We start from the raw sequence: 18,695 nt of genomic DNA on the forward strand, positions 1-18,695 counted from the left end.
GAATGTCCGGGAGCATATTACAAATAATTTTTCGCTATTTTAATGACTGCTTTTTTGACTGGAGCGGCATTGCCATTAAGCATGCAGAGTGGCTTGTGTACTTCGCCGGGATAGAAAATAATAAAGTCCCCGGCATTCATAGTAATCATAGTTTCATCATCCGGCGTTCCAATAAAAGCAATATCATTCCCCGCCAGTTTATCTTCCATGACTTCCGTGTGCGGCGGTTTCAGGCTAAACGCCATACCTTCCTGTCCGGCCAAAACAATTTGCACATCAAGGTATTTCTCATGATATTCCGGAAGGGCTTCAGCGGCTAACCGGGTATTCCCTTCAATGACCATCACCCACACGTTCTCTCCCGCAACATCGTATTTCCCTGCATGAGACTCAGCGTTGATGTTCTGTAAAACATAATCCAATACCTCGGTTATTTTCGCCGGAAGCCACGGATTCAAACCTAATTCATTAATATTTCCAACAATCATATAACATCCTTTATTCAATGCGCGAGGGAACGTCTTTTTTATTAAATAACCACCCTCGGGAGACAAAGATATCAGTAAAATAACGAACTGTGATCCGCTTCACGCATTTAAGTTATAAATAACAGGCAAGAATAATAAGTTGCATCACATAACGTTTTTTAGGCTAATTTTTGTATATCGTTTCACATATGAATCCCTTAGTTCTATATATGAAACAAAAGCAGCGTAAAACACGTCGTGAAATAGGTTCGATATATAAAACAAAAAGCGTTCTATATATAAAACGAATCGCTGAATGGAAATAAATATGCATATTCCCGAGAATTTAAAAGAGAGTAAAGCGCCGGCAGCCGTCAGACTGGTGGCTATTCTTGATTTTATTGCGGAAAAAGGCAGCGCCAGTTTTAGCGAAATCAGTACCCAACTGGCTATCCCGAAAAGCAGCACCCACCATTTGCTGGAGGTGATGTCCGCCACGCACCTGCTCCGTATGCGCGTCGACGGGCGTTACGCTCTCGGGCTGCATCTGTTTGAGCTGGGGGGCCTGGCGACAAGCGGGCTGGATATTCGTCTCGAGGCCATTCCTTACCTGCACGAGTTGGTCGAACTCACCGGGCTGACCTGCCACCAGGGCATTATGGAAGGTGATGAAGCCTTTTTCCTCAGCAAAATTCAGTCGCCACAGGCGATTATTTTAACCTCCTGGGAAGGGAAGCGCATTCGGCTGCACAGTACCTCATTGGGGAAAATCCTGCTGGCCTGGCGGCCCATCGAGCAGGTTGAACAGATTCTGGCGAAGGCCACTTTCGTGAAGAAAACAGAGTCTACCATCACCGACAAGACGCACTTTATAGAGCATCTCGCCCTGGTGAAACAGCAGGGCTGGGCCTACGACGATGGCGAGAATATCAATGAAATTCGCTGTATTTCCGCCCCGGTATTTGACGTTAAAGGCAATGTACTTTGCGCCATCGGGTTAACGGGCATGGTTTCACAATTCACCAATGGTAAAAAAGAAGAGTATTTAAACCATTTGCTGGCAACCACTGAGAAAATATCAAATGCATTAAACTTTGGCCTGAAGTCTAGCCCAATAACTAAATAGTAAACCTGTATTAACCAGGCCGTAAATTATCCGAGGATTATTCTCGGAGGTTTACGTCTGGGGTTTTGCAATAAAAAATCCATTGACTAACACTTTTATCGAGGAAACAGATATGCAAATTAAGAAGGCAATAGATAAAATCCCCGGGGGATTAATGCTGGTGCCGCTATTTTTAGGCGCCCTGTGTAACACCTTTGCTCCCGGCACCGGCAAATATCTTGGCTCATTTACCAACGGGTTGATTACCGGCACGGTGCCGATCCTTGCCGTTTGGTTCTTTTGTATGGGGGCGTCGATTGAGCTCAAAGCCACCGGCACGATGTTAAGAAAGTCAGGCGTACTTGTTGTGACCAAGATTGCCACCGCATGGGGGGTGGCGATGGTCGCAGGGGCTTTTCTGCCGCTAAACGGCGTTCAAGTCGGTATTTTTGCCGGGGTTTCCACGCTGGCACTGGTCGCGGCGATGGACATGACCAACGGCGGGCTTTATGCCGCACTGATGAATCAATATGGCTCTAAAGAAGAAGCCGGAGCGTTTGTGCTGATGTCGCTAGAGTCCGGGCCGCTGATGACCATGGTGATACTCGGTACTGCAGGGATAGCCTCCTTTGAACCACAGCTGTTCATTGGGGCCGTGCTGCCTTTCCTGGTGGGATTTGCTCTGGGCAATCTTGACCCTGAACTGCGTAAAATGTTCGGGGGTGCGGTGCAAACACTGATCCCGTTCTTCGCCTTTGCGCTTGGCAATACCATTAAGCTGCAGGTCATTGCCGAAACCGGCTTTGCCGGGATCCTGTTGGGGGTGGGGGTTATTGTAATCACCGGCATTCCACTTATTCTTGCCGATAAATTCCTCGGTGGCGGCGATGGAACGGCAGGTATTGCCGCCTCGAGTTCGGCGGGTGCTGCGGTGGCGACCCCTGTATTAATTGCACAGATGGTACCTGAATTTGCCCCTGCGGCCCCGGCAGCAACGGCTTTGGTCGCCACCAGCGTGATTGTCACTTCTATCCTGGTGCCTATTCTTACCGCCCTCTGGGCAAAGCGGGTAAAAAAATCTTTGCCGAAGCAAAAAGTCGTTATGGCTAAACAACCGACGCATTAATCGTTCAAGCAAATATACACCCGACATTTTAAGTTAATTACACCTTCCCTTTATGGCAAATCAATGCCAGGGACTCGCTCGCATTAAAATTATTGCAGACTAAGGAGTTATACATGGATATCAGACAAAGTATTCACAGCGATCACGCTAAAACGCTCGACACCGCCGGGATTAGAAAAGAGTTTTTAGTTGAAAAGATTTTCGAAGCCGATAAATACACGATGGTCTACAGCCATATTGATCGCATCGTGATTGGCGGCATTATGCCGGTAAATAAAAGCGTTTCTATTGGCGAAGAGGTCGGTAAGCAATTCGGCGTGAACTATTTCCTCGAACGCCGTGAGCTTGGGGTGATTAATATCGGTGGTGCAGCCGTGATTATTGTCGATGGCAGCGAATATCGCGTAGAAAAAGAAGAAGCGATGTATATCGGCAAAGGCTCCCGAGAGGTAACGTTCACCAGCGTGGACAGCGCAACGCCGGCCAAACTCTATTACAACAGCGCGCCAGCCCACCACGCGTATCCAACAAAAACCATTACCGCCGCAGATACGGTGGCCGCGCCGTTAGGCAGCCTGGAAAGCTGCAATAAGCGCACCATTCGTAAGTATCTGGTGCCGGAGATACTCGACACCTGCCAGCTCAGCATGGGCATGACCAGACTTGAGGAGGGCAGTAACTGGAATTCAATGCCCACCCACACTCATGAGCGCCGCATGGAGGTTTATTTCTACTTCGACATGGATGAAGACACCATTGTCTTCCACATGATGGGCAAACCCCAGGAAACCCGGCACGTCGTCCTGCACAACGAGCAGGCGGTGATCTCGCCAAGCTGGTCCATTCACTCGGGCGTCGGGACCAAACGCTACACCTTCATTTGGGGCATGATCGGCGAAAATTTAACCTTCGACGACATGGACCACATTGCCATGAAAGATATCCGCTGAATCGCTAGCGAACACAAGGAGAACACCATGGTTTTAGATCAGTTTGCATTAACAGGAAAGGTTGCGCTGGTGACCGGCTGTAACACCGGGCTGGGGCAGGGTATGGCGGTTGGCCTGGCGCAGGCGGGCTGCGACATTATTGGCGTAAACATTGCCGAACCTCAGGAAACCCGCCAGCAAATTGAAACGCTGGGGCGACGTTTCGTGAATATCTCTGCCGACCTGAGCCGCTATGAGAATGTGAAAAACGTGGCCGATGAAGCCGCCGCCGTTTATGGGCGCATAGACATTCTGGTGAACAACGCCGGGATCATTCGTCGCCAGGATGCCCTCGAGTTTTCGGAGCAGGACTGGGACGACGTGATGAACGTGAATCTCAAAACGGTTTTCTTCCTTTCTCAGGCGGTGGCGAAGCAGTTTATTAAGCAGAAAAGCGGGGGGAAAATCATCAATATTGCGTCGATGCTCTCTTTCCAGGGTGGGATCCGCGTGCCTTCTTATACCGCGTCCAAAAGCGGCGTCATGGGTATAACCCGCCTGATGGCGAACGAATGGGCGAAACACAATATCAACGTCAATGCGATTGCTCCGGGCTATATGTCCACCAACAACACCGCGCAGTTAAGAGCGGATGCGGATCGCAGTAGTGAGATTCTGGATCGCATCCCGGCCGGGCGCTGGGGGCTACCATCGGATCTGATGGGGCCGGTTGTGTTCCTGGCGTCACCGGCGTCAGACTACGTGAACGGCTACACCGTTGCCGTCGACGGCGGCTGGCTGGCACGTTAACGTTGCTGACGAAGAGGGAAAAAGCGTGGTTTTTCCCTCTTCGTGGTTATCAGCCGAAAATCAATGAATTGATTTTCCATTTTTTTTAACGAGCAATAGGGTATTTCTTCCATCACCAGATGATTGTGAACGCGTAAAGGCCGCCTGCACAACAGGCGGCCTTTTCGACTACTTTTTCTGCCAGCTAACCGCGTAGTGATAATGCGACCCGGAGAGCAGAAACTCCGGCGAGACGCTCGGGCTCCAGGAATCGTCCCCGCCCACGCCCATATGATAGCCGTCTATATTCAGCCAACTGCCTTCTTCTGCTTTCAATAAATGCCGGTGCGTGGCTTCCCGCAGCTGTTTCTGGCCGTAGCGGCTGAGATTGAAGTGAAACGCCCCACGCCAGCGGTGGCTGCCGTATTCAAGCGACGAGGTATCGCAGCGCAGGCCATTTTCACTCGGGAAAACGTAGGGCGTGTACATGTCCGCCAGCGGCAGCGTCCAACTGTCCATCAGCGCTGAGCTTTTGCGGTCGGGATAGTTTTCATGCGGGCCGCGGCCAAACCAGTTCACCTCAGATTCAATATCCGCAAGCTGACAGCAAAGGCCAATGCGCGCCGGGGCTGGCGTGCCGAAGGCAATGTCCACATCCACCGTAATATGCAGCACGCCCTCGCTGTCGATAAGATAGTTTTTGTGGCTGATAAACAGCGTTTTACCGTTGCCCTGCCAGCTGTGGACGGTGCGAACCAGCACCGCGTTGGCCAACCTGTCAACGTCGAAACTCAGCAGTTCCGGCGTCAGGTCGTACATGCCTGCGGCCTTCCAGCGCTCCACCCAGGCATTAGGGTCGATATGCGCGGACTCGCTGATGCCGATGTCATTATCCAGCGGTGCCCGTGTGAAATTATCCTGTAGCGGCTGGAGGAGCGTAGGCTGCTGATGGCTAAACCACTGGCAAAGCAGGCCGCTTCTACGCTCAAAGCGCCAGTGCTGATCGCCGTGGAACACATCGGCATGCCTGTCGTCCATTTGCAGCAACGGCGCTGAACCGCCGGGGAGGGTTGTGGGCCGGACTAATGTGGACGGCAACTGCCACTGCGCCCGAGCGCAACAATGCCCGGCCTCACTCCATGAGGTGGCTTGTACCTGCCGGACGTCGACATTGAGCCAGACAGCACCGGGGCGCGTAATCTCCGGCAGCGGCAGATGAAGCACGCGGGTTTGTTCTGGGGCCAGGTCCAGCGCCAGTTCACCGCTGGCGAGCACGTCACCCTCGAGTTTCAGCGTCCAGACCAGCCGTTCGTTGTCGCTGGGGCGGAACAGGTACTCGCTGGTGATCTCCAGCCCATTGTCTGGCAACAGGCGTAACTGGAAGAACTGCTGCGCATGCTTCGCTTCATGCAGCGCCGGATGCGGCGTGCGGTCGGCGAAGACCAGGCCGTTCATGCAGAACTGCCGATCGTTTGGCGTGTCGCCAAAATCGCCGCCGTAGGCCGCCCAGGGCTGGCCGCTTTCATCATGTTTCACCAGCGACTGATCGACCCAGTCCCAGATAAAACCGCCCTGCAGCCGGGGGTGCTGGCGAAATGCCTCCCAGTATTTACTGAACCCGCCCAGGCTGTTGCCCATCGCGTGGGCGTATTCGCACAGAATCAGCGGGCGGCTTTCTTCAGGCAGTCCCGGCCATTTCTTTATCGACCACTTTGGCACCTGCGTGAAGGGCTGATCCTGATCTACCCGGGCATACATCGGGCAGATAATGTCGGTGGCCGCCGTGTTCGCGCCGCCGCCTTCATACTGCACTGGCCGGGTGGGATCGTTGGATTTTATCCAGCGGTAGAGGGCATCGTGATTGCTGCCGTGCCCGGACTCGTTGCCGAGCGACCAAATGATAATGGACGGATGATTGCGATCGCGCTGCACCATGCGCGTCACGCGCTCGACCATTGCTGGCAGCCACGTCGGATCGTCGCTCAGGCGGTTCATCGGCACCATGCCGTGGGTTTCAATATTGGCTTCATCCACAACATAAAGGCCGTAAAAGTCGCACAGCCTGTACCACAGCGGATGATTGGGATAATGCGAGCAGCGCACGGCGTTGAAGTTATTCTGCTTCATCAGCAGAATATCGCGCCGCATTGTTTCTTCCTCCATCACCTGGCCGTTGACCGGGTGATGCTCGTGCCGGTTGGTGCCGCGCAAAAGCAGCGGTTTGCCGTTGAGCTTCAGCAGCCCGCCGGTAATCTCCACTTTACGGAAACCAACGTCATAGCTTTCGGCTTCGATAAGCGCATTGCCTTGCTGCAGGACAACCACGGCGCGATAGAGATTCGGCACTTCTGCGCTCCACAACAGCGGCTGTTCAACCGGCAGATGCAGGGTAGTACGGTCGTGATAAGCCCCGCGTTCGTCAATAATCTCACTGCCGATAGCCTGCTGTTTCGCCGCCAGCAATGTCTCGCCGCGCCAGAGCTGTACCAGTACTTCGCAGGCGCTGATGTTCTGACCTTCAAGTTTGACTAACGCCCGCAGCTCGCCGCGCGAAAAATCTTCGTTAATATCGGTCTGCAACTGGACGTCGGCAAGCCGAGTTTCCGGCTTATGCAGCAGCGAAACATCGCGGAAAATACCGCTCATGCGCCACATATCCTGATCTTCAAGATACGTACCGTCGCTCCAGCGAAGCACCATCACCGCAATACGGTTGCAGCCGGGTTTTAGCCCGGCGCTGAGATCAAATTCGGAGGGCAGACGGCTGTCCTGGGCGTAGCCGATCCAGACGCCGTTGCACCACAGATGAAAGGCGGAGTTAACGCCATCAAAAATAATCCTCGTTTGCCCGCTCGTCAGCCAGGTTTCATCGACTTCAAATGTGAGCGAGTAACAACCTGTGGGATTGTCTTGCGGTACAAAAGGCGGGTTGACCGGAATCGGGTAGGTGATGTTGGTATAAATGGGCGCATCGTAGCCCAGCATTTGCCAGTTCGACGGGACGAGAATAGCGTCGGCTTCAGGAAGATCTTCGCTGAGCCAGCTCTCCGGCACCGCTTCGGGACGAGGAAAATAGCTAAACGCCCATTCACCGTTAAGGGATTGCCGCGACGGTGAGCACTTATCATCCCTGGCATCTTCCAGCGAACGCCAGCTGGAAAACGGGGGATGAGCCGCCAGCGAGTTAAGCTGGGTCACGCCGGGGGATTCCCAGTCGCGGCGGGCCAGCGTGGCATGGAGCGAAGGTGAAATATTGGTCATAGTGATGCGCCTGCGAGATGATTGTTATTCGCTCACAATTTAGCGTGAGTTGTTCAGGAGTAAAGCCATCACGCCGTATTCGGTGATGGGCCTCACAAAGAACCCCGGTTTTATTTCAGGCGCGAAATCTGCTGCGCGAGGCGGGAAAGCTCGTCGGCCAGCTGTGCCGCCGTGGGCTGCATCAGGCTACCCGGTGCGGCTGTCGTTTTGCGTTCTACGAGGCTGACAGGCTGCAGCACCGCTAATTCACCTCCCTGATGAATAAGCGCCACCATGCCGTTCACGCTGGCTTCGCCTAGCAGCCGGAAGTCCTGCCGGATGGTCGTCAGCGGGGGAAGAAAACAGGCGCTATCTTCGGTGTCATCAAAACCAATAACGGAAATGTCCTGCGGCACCACGAACCCGGCTTCGTGAATGGCACGCAGGGTGCCCAGCGCCATTTGGTCGTTAGCCACAAGAATTGCCGTCGGCTTCTGCCCGTCGCGTAAAAGCTGGCTAACCTGCTGGTAGCCTGACAGAGAACTCCAGTCCCCACGCAGAAAGGCCGCAGGCGCAAGCTGATGCTCCGCCAGCGTTCGCTGCCAGCCTTCAAGCCGCAGCCGGGCTGAGACCGAGCTTTCAGGGCCAGCAAGCAAGGCAATATGGCGATGCCCCAGTGTGACCAGATGTTCCACAGCAAGATCGGCACCTGAAGCGGCGTCGGTAACAATATGATTAGCCGAAACCTCCGGCGAAACATCAAGGAACAACACGGGAACATCGCCGCAGGCCGCCTGCACGGCTGCCACCTCCGACGCTTCCAGCGGAATGTTCACAATCAGCCCGTCAACGCGCTGGGCAAGCAGGCTATTCACGGCGCCGCAGGCCGCTTCCACACCGGGCTGTTCAACCATCGAAATCATTACGTTGAACTGCAGCTCACCGGCTTTGGATTTTATCGCCGCCGCAATCTGCGAAGGGGCATGCAGGGAAAGGGTGGTGGTCGCCAGGCCAAGCGTCTGGCTGAGTTTCCCCGCCAGCTGCTGCGCCACGCGATTAGGCACATAGTTCAGCGCTTTCATCGCGGCTTCAACTTTTTGCCGCGTTTTCGCCGAAACGTGCGAAGCCTGGTTGATCACTCGCGAAACGGTTTGATACGACACGCCTGCCAGCTCGGCAACATCGTACAGTGTCACAGATTTCGCTTTCATTGCAGGCTTCCTTCTCGCAGACGCTGGTAGGGCGGCTATTCTACACATAACGCGAAAGCCGGGAGAAACTTATGTACAAACTGTATGGCGTGTCGAGTTTTGGGTCGGCCATTACTGAATTGATGCTAACGCTGGTTGAGGAACCTTACAAATTCATCGACGTTGATGGGTTTGATACAGCGGGGCCAATGCGGGATCGGCTGCTGGAGATTAACCCGCTGGCGCAGGTGCCAACCCTTGTGCTGGAAAACGGAGAGGTGCTGACCGAAAGCGCGGCCATCGCGCTCTGGATCCTCGACCGTCACCCGCAGTACGCCCCGCCCATTGGCACACCTGAGCGGCAGCAGTTTTACCGCCTGCTTATCTGGGTTGTGGCCAACGTTTATCCCACCTTCACCTACGGCGATTACGGTGAACGCTGGGTAGAAGAAGAGGCCACGGTCCTCACCGAAAATCTTTACCGCTACCGCGAGTCGCTGTGGCTGTGGTTTGAAACGCAGCTCGGTGCTGGCCCCTATATTTTTGGCGAACGGCTGACGCTGCTGGATTTGTATCTGCCGGCAATGACCCGCTGGCGGCCCCGGCAGGCCTGGTTTGACCAACACACGCCGAAGCTCGCCGCCGTGGCTAATCAGGTTCGTGCGCTGCCTCAGCTCAATAAAGTGTTGGGCAGAAACGGCATGCTTTAAAGCACGAACGATCATCTGCCCGCGGGGCTCCGCATTTATAGTGAGGCCATTCATTCGCAGCAGGGAATCAGCAAAATGGCATTAGACTTGGGGCTTTATTTCGACCGTATTAACTATCACGGGCCGCGCAGCGCCACCGTAGAAACGTTACGTGCGCTGCATCTGGCGCACGCCTGCGCTATTCCGTTTGAGAACCTGGACGTTTTGCTCGGCAGAACGCTCCATGTCGACGACGAAAGCGTCTTTGAAAAGCTGGTCGTGGCCGGGCGCGGCGGCTGGTGTTTTGAGCAAAACGGCCTGTTCCGCAATGTTCTCGCCGAGCTTGGCTTTGAGGTGGAAAACTTAGCGGCCCGCGTGCTGCTGGCCAACCCGCCGCAGATGCCCGCGAGGACGCATCGCCTCACGAAGGTTACCGTCGACGGCCAGGACTGGATCGCTGACGTCGGCTTCGGCGGTAAAACGCTGCCTGAACCGGTTCGTCTGGTGGCCGGTGAAATGCAGCAGACGACGCATGGCGTGTACAGTTTCGAACGCGTTGACCACGACTGGCTGCTGAAATTCCATGACGCCGACAAGGTGATTAACCTGTATCGCTTTAGCCTCGAACCGCAGTACGACTCTGATTACGAAGCCGGGAACCACTACGTGGCAACGTGGCCGCAGTCGCACTTCCGCCACTGCCTGACGCTGAGTTTGTACAAGGCCAATGGCGAAAAAAATACGCTCTACAGCGCCGGGGAAAACGCACCGGTCTTTACCCGTGCACAAGACGTTTATGACCTGCTGCAGAAAAACTTCAATTTGCGCTTCGACCATCCGCGCCATGGCATCAGCCTCGAAGAGTTTTCAGCGATGCTGGTACGGATTGGCGTGATAAAACCAGCCTGACCTTTCCACTTTAACGCCGCAGTTCGTGCCAGCGCGCTGCGGCGATCCGCCTGGATCGTAAAATTACATCCAAAAACTCAAAATAAAATAGCAGCGGTACGCGCGTAGATAGTGGATATATCTTGTTTCAAAACCAGTGCAAGGGTAAAAGGCCGAATAATATGAGGAATATTCAAAAATTGACGTTACTTTGAAAATTTCCTTTATCAATTTGAGCCTTTTTCTTTTAGCATATCGGCGGTTCTCATCAGGCGGCTCAGCGGTTAACACAGGTTATGAAAAACATCTTTCTGGCAATTATCCTCTCTCTTATGGTTATTGGCGCTTTTGCTCACGATCCGCAGCCTGGCACCGGGCTTGATTCGCTTGCCGCCGTGCAGGGCAGGTGACCGCTAAGCCACCCGCCTGACTTTGCTTAACCCGCCCAGCGGGAAGCGCGAATAATACTGCAGAAGTTCAGCGGCTCGAACGCAGGCTCTTTATCCCGAATAACATCGGCCTTCACGTTGCCAAACGTGGTGGCTGGTTTGTTTTTAATCCCGTCGTAAAATGCCTGAATAATTTCTTCCTTGAATGCCGCAGGGCGAGGATGCAGTTTTACCACCTGCTCGCGATGTTCCGCGCTGAATTTGTCGTAATCAATCCCAAGCACATCCATTTCCACGCCAGCCGTGACCAGCGCAATTTCCGGAGCCATAAACTCAGGAATACCCGGTGTAGTATGCAGGGCAATCGCCGTCCACACTTTGTCGATATCGGCCTGGCTAACGCCGTACTGACGCATAAAATCCTGCGCGGCAAACGCGCCATCCACTTCAAAGCGCCTGTCGCAGCTGCAGTGTTCGTGGGTCAGCCCCATGTCGTGGAACATACAGCCGATGTACAGCAGCTCATGATCAACCTTCAGTTCACGTCGCTGCCCGGCCAGCGCCGCCCAGTAGTAAACCCGGCTGGAGTGGTGGAACAGTAAATCTGATTCGGTGTCGCGGACCAGTTGGGTAGCTTCACGCGCCATTTGGGTATCAGGCATGGCAATGCCATTAATTTTTAAGCTCATCTCTTTCTCCTCATGTTGGTGTTGGAGTAGCATAGGCCTCCGTTGAAATGTCTTGAATGGTCGCATAACGACGATTTAAGACTTATGCCGCAGTTCGCGACGTGGAGAAGAGAATGGCGCATCAAATCCTGATTCTGGCGGTGCCGGGCGTTCAACTGTTGGATGTTTCCGGGCCGCTGGACGTGTTTGCCGAAGCAAACCGCGTGCTGTGCCGCGAGGTTTATCACTCACGAATTGTTGCGCTGGAAGCCCCGACAATTGTCGCTTCATCCGGGGTTAAACTGCTGGCTGACGATGTACTGGAAAGCGCGGAGGGCGGGCGGGAAACCACATTTCTGGTCGCCGGTGCGCCGGATGCGGCAGACAGAACGCTTAGCGCCGAACAGGGCAAAAAAATGATCGCGCTTTGTACCCAGAGCCGCCGCTTTGGCTCCGTCTGTACCGGCGCGCTTTTATTGGCACAAACTGGCTTATTAAAAGGCAGGAAAGTCACTACCCACTGGTCAGCTGCATCGCTTTTAGCCGCCCGTTACCCCGAAACGGAAGTCAGCGCCGACGCGTTGTACATCATGGACGGGACATTACGCACGGCGGCAGGCGTGACATCCGGGCTGGATCTCGCGCTAAGGCTGGTGGAAGAGGATCTGGGCCGGGAAGTCGCGCAGGACGTAGCGGCTAATCTGGTGATGTTCTTCAAGCGGCCAGTGAACCAGAACCACTTCATCCGCGAGCAGAGAACCTCGCTCAGCGGCCGCAGCGCGCTGCAGGATCTCCAGCGCTGGACCATCGCCAACATTGCGGAAGTTACCACGGTCCAGCAGATGGCGGCACATATTCACCTCAGCGTGCGGCATTTAACGCGCCTGTTTCATCAGGAAATACAGATCACGCCGGGCGAGTGGCTGGAGGCCGAAAAAGTGGCAAAGGCGAGGCAGCTGCTGGAGTCCGGCGAGCTGCCGGTAAAAGCGATACCCGCCGCCAGCGGGTTTTCCGGAGTGGATACGCTGCGGCGGGCCTTCGTGCGTCGAATGGGCATTACGCCCGCCGCGTATAAGAAGATGTGCTAACCGCTACACGTTCGGGAACGTAATGCTGTTCCCCGGCGCCTCGCGGTGCAGGTGGATAAAGTTCAGGTGGCGTTCGTACTGATCGAGAATGTCGATGATCACCTGTTCTTTGCTGTAGTCCATCAGGTCATTGCCCTGGCTGCCTTCCAGCAGGAAAGTTTCCAGCCGGTAATAGGTCGACTTCCCGCTGCGGGCGCGGTAGGTAAAGCCCGGCACCGAATACTTCTGCGGCCAAATCTGGTAGACAAAGTTTTGTTCGTCGCCCATATGCACCCGCAGTTCAAGGTGCCCCAGCTTCTCATCCGGCAGCGGCGGCTCAACGGAAAGTTCGACCTTCGCGCCGCGCAGTTCCAGTTCCTGAGAAACCTCTTCCATCGCCGGGTAGCAAACGGTATCCATCATCTTCTGCGTATAGCGCGTGCCGGGGTAGTTCATCAGCCGGGAGAGGCGTTTTTTCCAGCCAAGACGATCCTGCGCGGTCATCATATACGGCGCGGTGTCGCGACTGGCGCTGACGCGGCGGTAATCTTCAATTTTTAGCGATTTATACAGCCCAGCCATCACGAAGAAGATCACGAAGCTGAAGGGCAGGCCCATAATCACCGTCATGTTCTGCAGCGCGGAAATGCCGTTGGTCATCAGCATCCCCATTGTCAGCAGGCCAATCGCAATGGACCAGAAGATACGCAGCCAGTTGGGCGCATCGCTGTTAATGTCCTTCAACTTAGAGGTGAAGTTCCCCAGCACCAGCGCGCCGGAATCCGCCGAGGTGACGTAGAACAACAGGCCGGTGATCGTCGCCACCGATGCGCTAAAGGTGAAGCCGGGATACTGCGCCAGCAGGCTGTAGAAGCCGCGCTCCGGGTGCGCCATCGCTTCCTGGGCAAAGGTGCCGTCGCCGTGAATGATTTCGTACAGCGCGCTGTTGCCGAACACCGAAAGCCACAGCAGCGTAAAGGTAAACGGAATAATCAGCGTGCCTAACACGAACTCACGAATGGTACGGCCACGTGAAATACGCGCCAGGAACAGGCCAACAAACGGAGACCACGCCACCCACCAGGCCCAGAAGAACAGGGTCCAGTTGTTCATCCATTCCACCGGGCGGTCGAACGCAAAGCTGTTTAGCGTCATGCCCATAAAGCGATTGATGTAATCGCCCACGTTCAGCACCAGCGCGTTGAGCAGGAATTCGGTATTGCCCATAAACAGCACGAACAGGATCAGGCCCAGCGCCAGCGCCACGTTCAGTTCGGAAAGCACGCGAATACCTTTATCCACGCCGGAGGTGACCGAAATAGTGGCGATAATCACCGACAGAACGATCAATGCCGCTTTAGCCCCCAGGCTGTCCGGGATGTCAAACAGCACGCTCAGCCCGTAGTTCAGCTGCACAACGCCGATCCCCAGCGTGGTGGCAATGCCGAAAATCGTGCCGATCACCGCCGCGATATCCACCGTATGTCCAATCGGGCCATTAATTTTCTTGCCGAAGATCGGGTACAGCGCCGAGCGAATCGTCAGCGGCAGATTATAGCGGTAGCTGAAATAGCCCAGCGCGATGCCCATCAGCGCATACATCGACCAGCCGGTCAGGCCGTAGTGGAACAGCGTCCAGACCATCGCCTGGCGCGCCGCCTCAATGGTTTGCCCGGCACCTTCCGGCGGCTGCATATATTGCGTCACCGGCTCGGCAACGGAGAAGAACATCAGGTCGATGCCTATCCCGGCGGCAAACAGCATTGCCGCCCAGCTCAGCACGCTGAATTCGGGCTTGGACTGTTCCGGCCCGAGCTTTATAGAACCGAAGCGCGAGCAGGCGATAAACACCACAAACACAATGTAGAGCGTGGCGGCAAGCAGGTAGTACCAGCCGAAGCGGGAGGAGACCCAGCTTAGGGTATGGCTAATCAGATTAGCGGAAAAATCACTGTAGAAGATGGTCATCAGGGAAAAGCACAAAATCAGCCCGGCGGACGTGTAGAACACCACCGGGTTGATTTTGTCTTTTTCACTGGTAGCAGGAGCAGTAACGGGACTCGTCATCGATTACCTCAGGTTAAGTAACGGTGACTACTCAGATGAGCAGTTAAGTTTTTCTTGTGAATGCAGGTGAGATTGCTTTTTAACAATTCCATAATCAATTTATGGTCTTAAATTGACACTTAAACTTAATGCATTGTATTTATTCAAATAAAATCCTCATTTTCATTGTCTGGAACGCGAATGTTTCTCTGTTTTCACGCCGTTGCGTAACAATTAATACACATTTTATATTGAACGTTCAATCAATAAACGCTTAAATAGATAACAATTACTGATGAATGGAGCAGGGCGATGCCAAAAAAAGGTATGCAGCCGATAAGGCGAAGACAGCTGATCGACGCCACATTAAACGCCATAAATGAGGTCGGCATGCATGATGCCACGGTGGCGCAAATTGCCCGCCGGGCCGGGGTCTCGACCGGCATCATCAGCCACTACTTCCAGGATAAAAACGGCCTGCTGGAGGCCACCATGCGGGACGTCACCGCCCAGCTCCGCGATGCGGTGGTGGGGCGACTGAAAGCTTTACCTGGCGCTTCTGCCGAACGGCGGCTGTGCGCCATCGTGGACGGAAATTTTGACGAGACACAAACGCACAGCGCGGCGATGAAAGCCTGGCTGGCATTTTGGGCCAGCAGCATGCACCAGCCGATGCTCTACCGGTTACAGCAGGTGAGCAGCCGCCGTCTGTTATCCACGCTCACCGCCGAGTTCAGGCGCGAGCTGCCACAGGAGGAAGCCCGGCTGGCGGGCTATGGCCTCGCGGCGCTGATAGACGGCCTTTGGCTGCGGGCGGCCCTGAGCGGCAAACCGTTTGACCGCAAAGCGGCGAGCGTACTGACCACGCAATTCATCAACCAGCATCTTACTGCGGTGAAAAGCTAATTTAGCGAGGAGAAATCATGTCCCGATTGGGTGAACAAAAGCTCTATATCGACGGCGCTTATGTGAATGCGCTCAGCGGTAAAACGTTCGAAACCATTAACCCGGCTAACGGCGAAGTGCTGGCGGTCGTTCAGGCCGCTGGCCGGGAAGACGTTGACCGCGCCGTGGCCGCGGCGAAGAAAGGCCAGAAAATATGGGCTGCAAAAACGCCCGTTGAGCGTGCACGCATTTTGCGCCGCGCGGTCGACATTCTGCGCGAGCGTAACGATGAGCTGGCCGAGCTGGAAACGCTAGACACTGGCAAAGCCTTCAGCGAAACCTCCGCCGTCGATATCGTCACTGGTGCAGACGTGCTGGAATATTATGCCGGGCTGACAACCACCCTGGAAGGCCAGCAGATCCCGCTGCGGGATACCTCATTCGTCTACACCCGCCGGGAGCCGTTGGGCGTTGTGGCCGGGATCGGCGCATGGAATTACCCGATTCAGATTGCGCTTTGGAAGTCTGCCCCTGCGCTGGCGGCTGGCAACGCGATGATCTTCAAACCGAGCGAAGTGACGCCGCTTACCGCACTTAAGCTTGCCGAAATCTACACCGAAGCCGGGCTGCCGGACGGCGTCTTTAGCGTGCTACCAGGCGTTGGCGCAGAAACGGGCCAACTGCTGACGGAACACCCTGGCATTGCCAAAGTTTCCTTCACCGGCGGCGTAGCCAGCGGCAAAAAGGTGATGGCGAATGCCGCCGGTACCACGCTGAAACAGGTCACGATGGAGCTGGGCGGTAAATCTCCGCTGGTTATCTTTGATGACGCCGATCTCAACCTGGCGGCGGACATCGCGATGATGGCCAACTTCTACAGCTCCGGCCAGGTCTGCACCAACGGTACTCGCGTTTTCATCCCTGCGGCGCTGAAAGCCGAGTTTGAGCAGAAAATTGTGGCGCGCGTGGGCCGCATTCGCGCCGGTGACGTAATGGATCCGCACACCAACTTTGGGCCGCTGGTCAGCTTCCCGCATCGCGAAAACGTCCTGCGCTACATCGAATCCGGCCGTGAAGAAGGCGCGACGCTGCTGTGCGGCGGCGACAAGCTGCGCGGAGAAGGGTTTGATAACGGTGCCTGGGTTGCGCCCACGGTGTTCACCGACTGCCGGGATGAGATGACTATCGTCCGCGAAGAAATCTTCGGGCCGGTAATGTCAATCCTCAGCTACGAATCAGAAGAGGAAGTGATTCGCCGCGCTAACGACACGGATTATGGCCTGGCGGCGGGCGTAGTCACTAACGACCTCACTCGTGCGCACCGCGTAATTCACCAGCTTGAGGCCGGGATTTGCTGGATTAATACCTGGGGCGAGTCGGCGGCAGAAATGCCTGTGGGCGGCTACAAGCATTCCGGCATTGGTCGCGAAAATGGCCTGATGACGCTGCAAAGCTATACGCAAGTTAAGTCAATCCAGCTGGAGATGGGCACCTGGCACTCAATCTTTTAACCCCACCTGAGGAGGATGAATGGAATTTGATTACATCATTATTGGAGCGGGTTCCGCAGGTAATGTTTTAGCTGCACGTTTAACGGAAGATCCCGACACCACCGTCCTGCTGCTCGAGGCAGGCGGCCCGGACTACCGCTTTGATTTCCGCACCCAAATGCCCGCGGCGCTGGCGTTCCCGCTGCAGGGCAAGCGCTACAACTGGGCCTATGAGACCGACCCCGAGCCGTATATGAACAACCGCCGTATGGAGTGCGGGCGAGGCAAAGGGCTGGGCGGCTCATCCCTGATCAATGGCATGTGCTACATCCGTGGAAACGCGATGGATCTCGACAACTGGGCATCGATGCCGGGCCTGGAGAACTGGAGCTATCTGGACTGCCTGCCTTACTACCGTAAAGCGGAAACCCGCGATATCGGCCCCAACGATTATCACGGCGGCGAAGGCCCGGTGTCCGTTACGACGCCGAAGCAGGGGAACAACCCGCTGTTTCACGCGATGATCGAAGCGGGCGTTGAGGCGGGCTATCCGCGTACCGACGATCTGAACGGCTATCAGCAGGAAGGCTTTGGGCCGATGGACCGCACCGTGACGCCAAAAGGGCGTCGCGCCAGCACCGCTCGTGGCTATCTTGACGAGGCAAAGCGCCGGGAAAACCTGACCATCGTGACCCATGCAACCACTGACCGCATTATCTTTGATAATTTGCGGGCGGTTGGGGTGGAATACCTGGTGAACGATAGCCCGGTGCATTCCGTGGCAAAAGCGCGCAAAGAAGTTTTGTTGAGCGCCGGCGCGATTGCTTCGCCGCAAATTCTGCAGCGCTCTGGGGTGGGCGATGCAGAATTCCTGGCAAGCCTTGAGATCCCTGTCGTTCATGACCTGCCGGGCGTGGGCGAAAACCTGCAGGATCACCTGGAAATGTACCTGCAATACGAATGCAAAGAACCGGTGTCGCTTTACCCGGCGCTGCAATGGTACAACCAGCCAAAAATCGGTGCAGAGTGGCTGTTTAACGGCACCGGCGTAGGCGCGAGCAACCAGTTTGAAGCGGGGGGCTTTATCCGCAGCCGCGAAGAATTTAGCTGGCCGAATATTCAGTATCACTTCCTGCCGGTGGCGATTAACTACAACGGCTCAAACGCGGTGAAAGAGCACGGTTTCCAGTGCCACGTCGGCTCTATGCGTTCTCCAAGCCGGGGCCGCGTGAAGCTGAAATCGCGCGACCCTCACGAGCACCCGAGTATTCTGTTCAACTATATGTCTCACGCACAGGACTGGCAGGAGTTCCGCGACGCGATTCGTATTACTCGCGAGATCATGCAGCAGCCCGCCCTGGATAAATACCGTGGCCGCGAAATCAGCCCCGGCGTTGACTGCCAGACGGACGAACAGCTGGATGAGTTTGTGCGTAATCATGCGGAAACTGCTTTCCATCCGTGCGGCAGCTGTAAAATGGGGCACGACGACATGGCCGTGGTGGACGAGCAGGGCCGGGTTCACGGCCTGCAGGGGCTGCGCGTGGTGGATGCTTCCATCATGCCGCAGATTATTACCGGCAACCTGAACGCCACCACCATTATGATCGGTGAAAAAATTGCCGATGCGATTCGCGGCAAAGCGCCGCTGCCGCGCAGTACCGCCAGCTATTACAAAGCGGAACAGTCGCCGGTCAGAAAAGCGCCGGCGCGAAAAATCCAGTAAC

General features: G+C 55.3%; 15 protein-coding genes. 10 read left to right on the forward strand and 5 right to left on the reverse strand.

From position 1 onward, the window contains the following. Positions 1 to 17: 17 nt before the first annotated feature. On the reverse strand, positions 18 to 488 hold the full coding sequence (locus tag F3J28_RS05985) for a NanQ anomerase/TabA/YiaL family protein (protein WP_166873710.1): 471 nt from the start codon (positions 486 to 488) through the stop codon (positions 18 to 20). A gap of 307 nt (positions 489 to 795) precedes the next feature. Between F3J28_RS05985 and F3J28_RS05990 the strand changes: the two genes are divergently transcribed. The 4 genes from F3J28_RS05990 to kduD all read left to right on the forward strand — a co-directional run bounded on the left by F3J28_RS05990 (position 796) and on the right by kduD (position 4,437). After that, positions 796 to 1,593, forward strand: a complete 798-nt coding sequence (locus F3J28_RS05990) for an IclR family transcriptional regulator (protein ID WP_166873729.1) — start codon at positions 796 to 798, stop codon at positions 1,591 to 1,593. A gap of 112 nt (positions 1,594 to 1,705) precedes the next feature. Beyond that, complete coding sequence (gene kdgT, locus F3J28_RS05995) at positions 1,706 to 2,698, forward strand: 2-keto-3-deoxygluconate transporter (protein WP_166873732.1); 993 nt, start codon at positions 1,706 to 1,708, stop codon at positions 2,696 to 2,698. Positions 2,699 to 2,811: 113 nt separating this feature from the next. Then, a complete protein-coding gene (gene kduI / locus F3J28_RS06000; RefSeq protein WP_166873735.1) occupies positions 2,812 to 3,648 on the forward strand; it encodes a 5-dehydro-4-deoxy-D-glucuronate isomerase in 837 nt (278 codons plus the stop codon). Positions 3,649 to 3,675: 27 nt separating this feature from the next. Further along, the gene (kduD, locus tag F3J28_RS06005; protein WP_166873738.1) at positions 3,676 to 4,437 is read left to right on the forward strand and encodes a 2-dehydro-3-deoxy-D-gluconate 5-dehydrogenase KduD; all 762 of its coding nucleotides are present in this window, start codon (positions 3,676 to 3,678) and stop codon (positions 4,435 to 4,437) included. A gap of 168 nt (positions 4,438 to 4,605) precedes the next feature. Here kduD and F3J28_RS06010 read toward each other — a convergent pair whose 3' ends face one another. Together F3J28_RS06010 and F3J28_RS06015 are read right to left on the reverse strand one after the other, a co-directional pair. After that, complete coding sequence (locus F3J28_RS06010; RefSeq protein ID WP_166873741.1) at positions 4,606 to 7,677, reverse strand: beta-galactosidase; 3,072 nt, start codon at positions 7,675 to 7,677, stop codon at positions 4,606 to 4,608. A 110-nt stretch (positions 7,678 to 7,787) separates the two neighbouring features. Further along, complete coding sequence (locus tag F3J28_RS06015) at positions 7,788 to 8,867, reverse strand: LacI family DNA-binding transcriptional regulator (RefSeq protein ID WP_166873744.1); 1,080 nt, start codon at positions 8,865 to 8,867, stop codon at positions 7,788 to 7,790. Positions 8,868 to 8,938: 71 nt separating this feature from the next. Between F3J28_RS06015 and F3J28_RS06020 the strand changes: the two genes are divergently transcribed. Both F3J28_RS06020 and F3J28_RS06025 read left to right on the forward strand, forming a co-directional pair. Continuing rightward, on the forward strand, positions 8,939 to 9,556 hold the full coding sequence (locus tag F3J28_RS06020) for a glutathione S-transferase family protein (protein ID WP_166873747.1): 618 nt from the start codon (positions 8,939 to 8,941) through the stop codon (positions 9,554 to 9,556). Positions 9,557 to 9,631: 75 nt separating this feature from the next. Then, complete coding sequence (locus F3J28_RS06025; protein WP_166873750.1) at positions 9,632 to 10,444, forward strand: arylamine N-acetyltransferase family protein; 813 nt, start codon at positions 9,632 to 9,634, stop codon at positions 10,442 to 10,444. Between the two features lie 415 nt (positions 10,445 to 10,859). Here the strand turns inward: F3J28_RS06025 and F3J28_RS06030 are convergent, their stop codons facing one another. Next, positions 10,860 to 11,501 carry an HD domain-containing protein gene (locus F3J28_RS06030; protein ID WP_166873752.1) on the reverse strand — a complete coding sequence of 214 codons (642 nt, stop codon included), beginning with the start codon at positions 11,499 to 11,501 and terminating at the stop codon, positions 10,860 to 10,862. 113 nt (positions 11,502 to 11,614) lie between these two features. Here F3J28_RS06030 and F3J28_RS06035 point away from each other — a divergent pair, with 113 nt between their 5' ends. Further along, complete coding sequence (locus F3J28_RS06035) at positions 11,615 to 12,568, forward strand: GlxA family transcriptional regulator (protein ID WP_166873755.1); 954 nt, start codon at positions 11,615 to 11,617, stop codon at positions 12,566 to 12,568. A 3-nt stretch (positions 12,569 to 12,571) separates the two neighbouring features. On the opposite strand, the gene F3J28_RS06040 is transcribed toward F3J28_RS06035, so the two are convergent. Next, positions 12,572 to 14,614 carry a choline transporter gene (locus F3J28_RS06040; RefSeq protein WP_008458860.1) on the reverse strand — a complete coding sequence of 681 codons (2,043 nt, stop codon included), beginning with the start codon at positions 14,612 to 14,614 and terminating at the stop codon, positions 12,572 to 12,574. 291 nt (positions 14,615 to 14,905) lie between these two features. Between F3J28_RS06040 and betI the strand changes: the two genes are divergently transcribed. The 3 genes from betI to betA are packed head-to-tail and all read left to right on the forward strand — an operon-like array spanning position 14,906 to position 18,694. After that, the gene (gene betI, locus F3J28_RS06045; RefSeq protein ID WP_166863880.1) at positions 14,906 to 15,499 is read left to right on the forward strand and encodes a transcriptional regulator BetI; all 594 of its coding nucleotides are present in this window, start codon (positions 14,906 to 14,908) and stop codon (positions 15,497 to 15,499) included. Between the two features lie 17 nt (positions 15,500 to 15,516). Next, entirely contained in the window at positions 15,517 to 16,989 is a 1,473-nt protein-coding gene (gene betB / locus F3J28_RS06050) for a betaine-aldehyde dehydrogenase (protein WP_166873758.1), read from the forward strand. A 19-nt stretch (positions 16,990 to 17,008) separates the two neighbouring features. Then, a complete protein-coding gene (betA, locus tag F3J28_RS06055; protein ID WP_166873761.1) occupies positions 17,009 to 18,694 on the forward strand; it encodes a choline dehydrogenase in 1,686 nt (561 codons plus the stop codon). The last annotated feature ends 1 nt before the right edge of the window (position 18,695 follow it).

It is taken from the genome of Enterobacter sp. Ap-1006 (genome assembly GCF_011752835.1).
Taxonomy (GTDB): domain Bacteria; phylum Pseudomonadota; class Gammaproteobacteria; order Enterobacterales; family Enterobacteriaceae; genus Cedecea.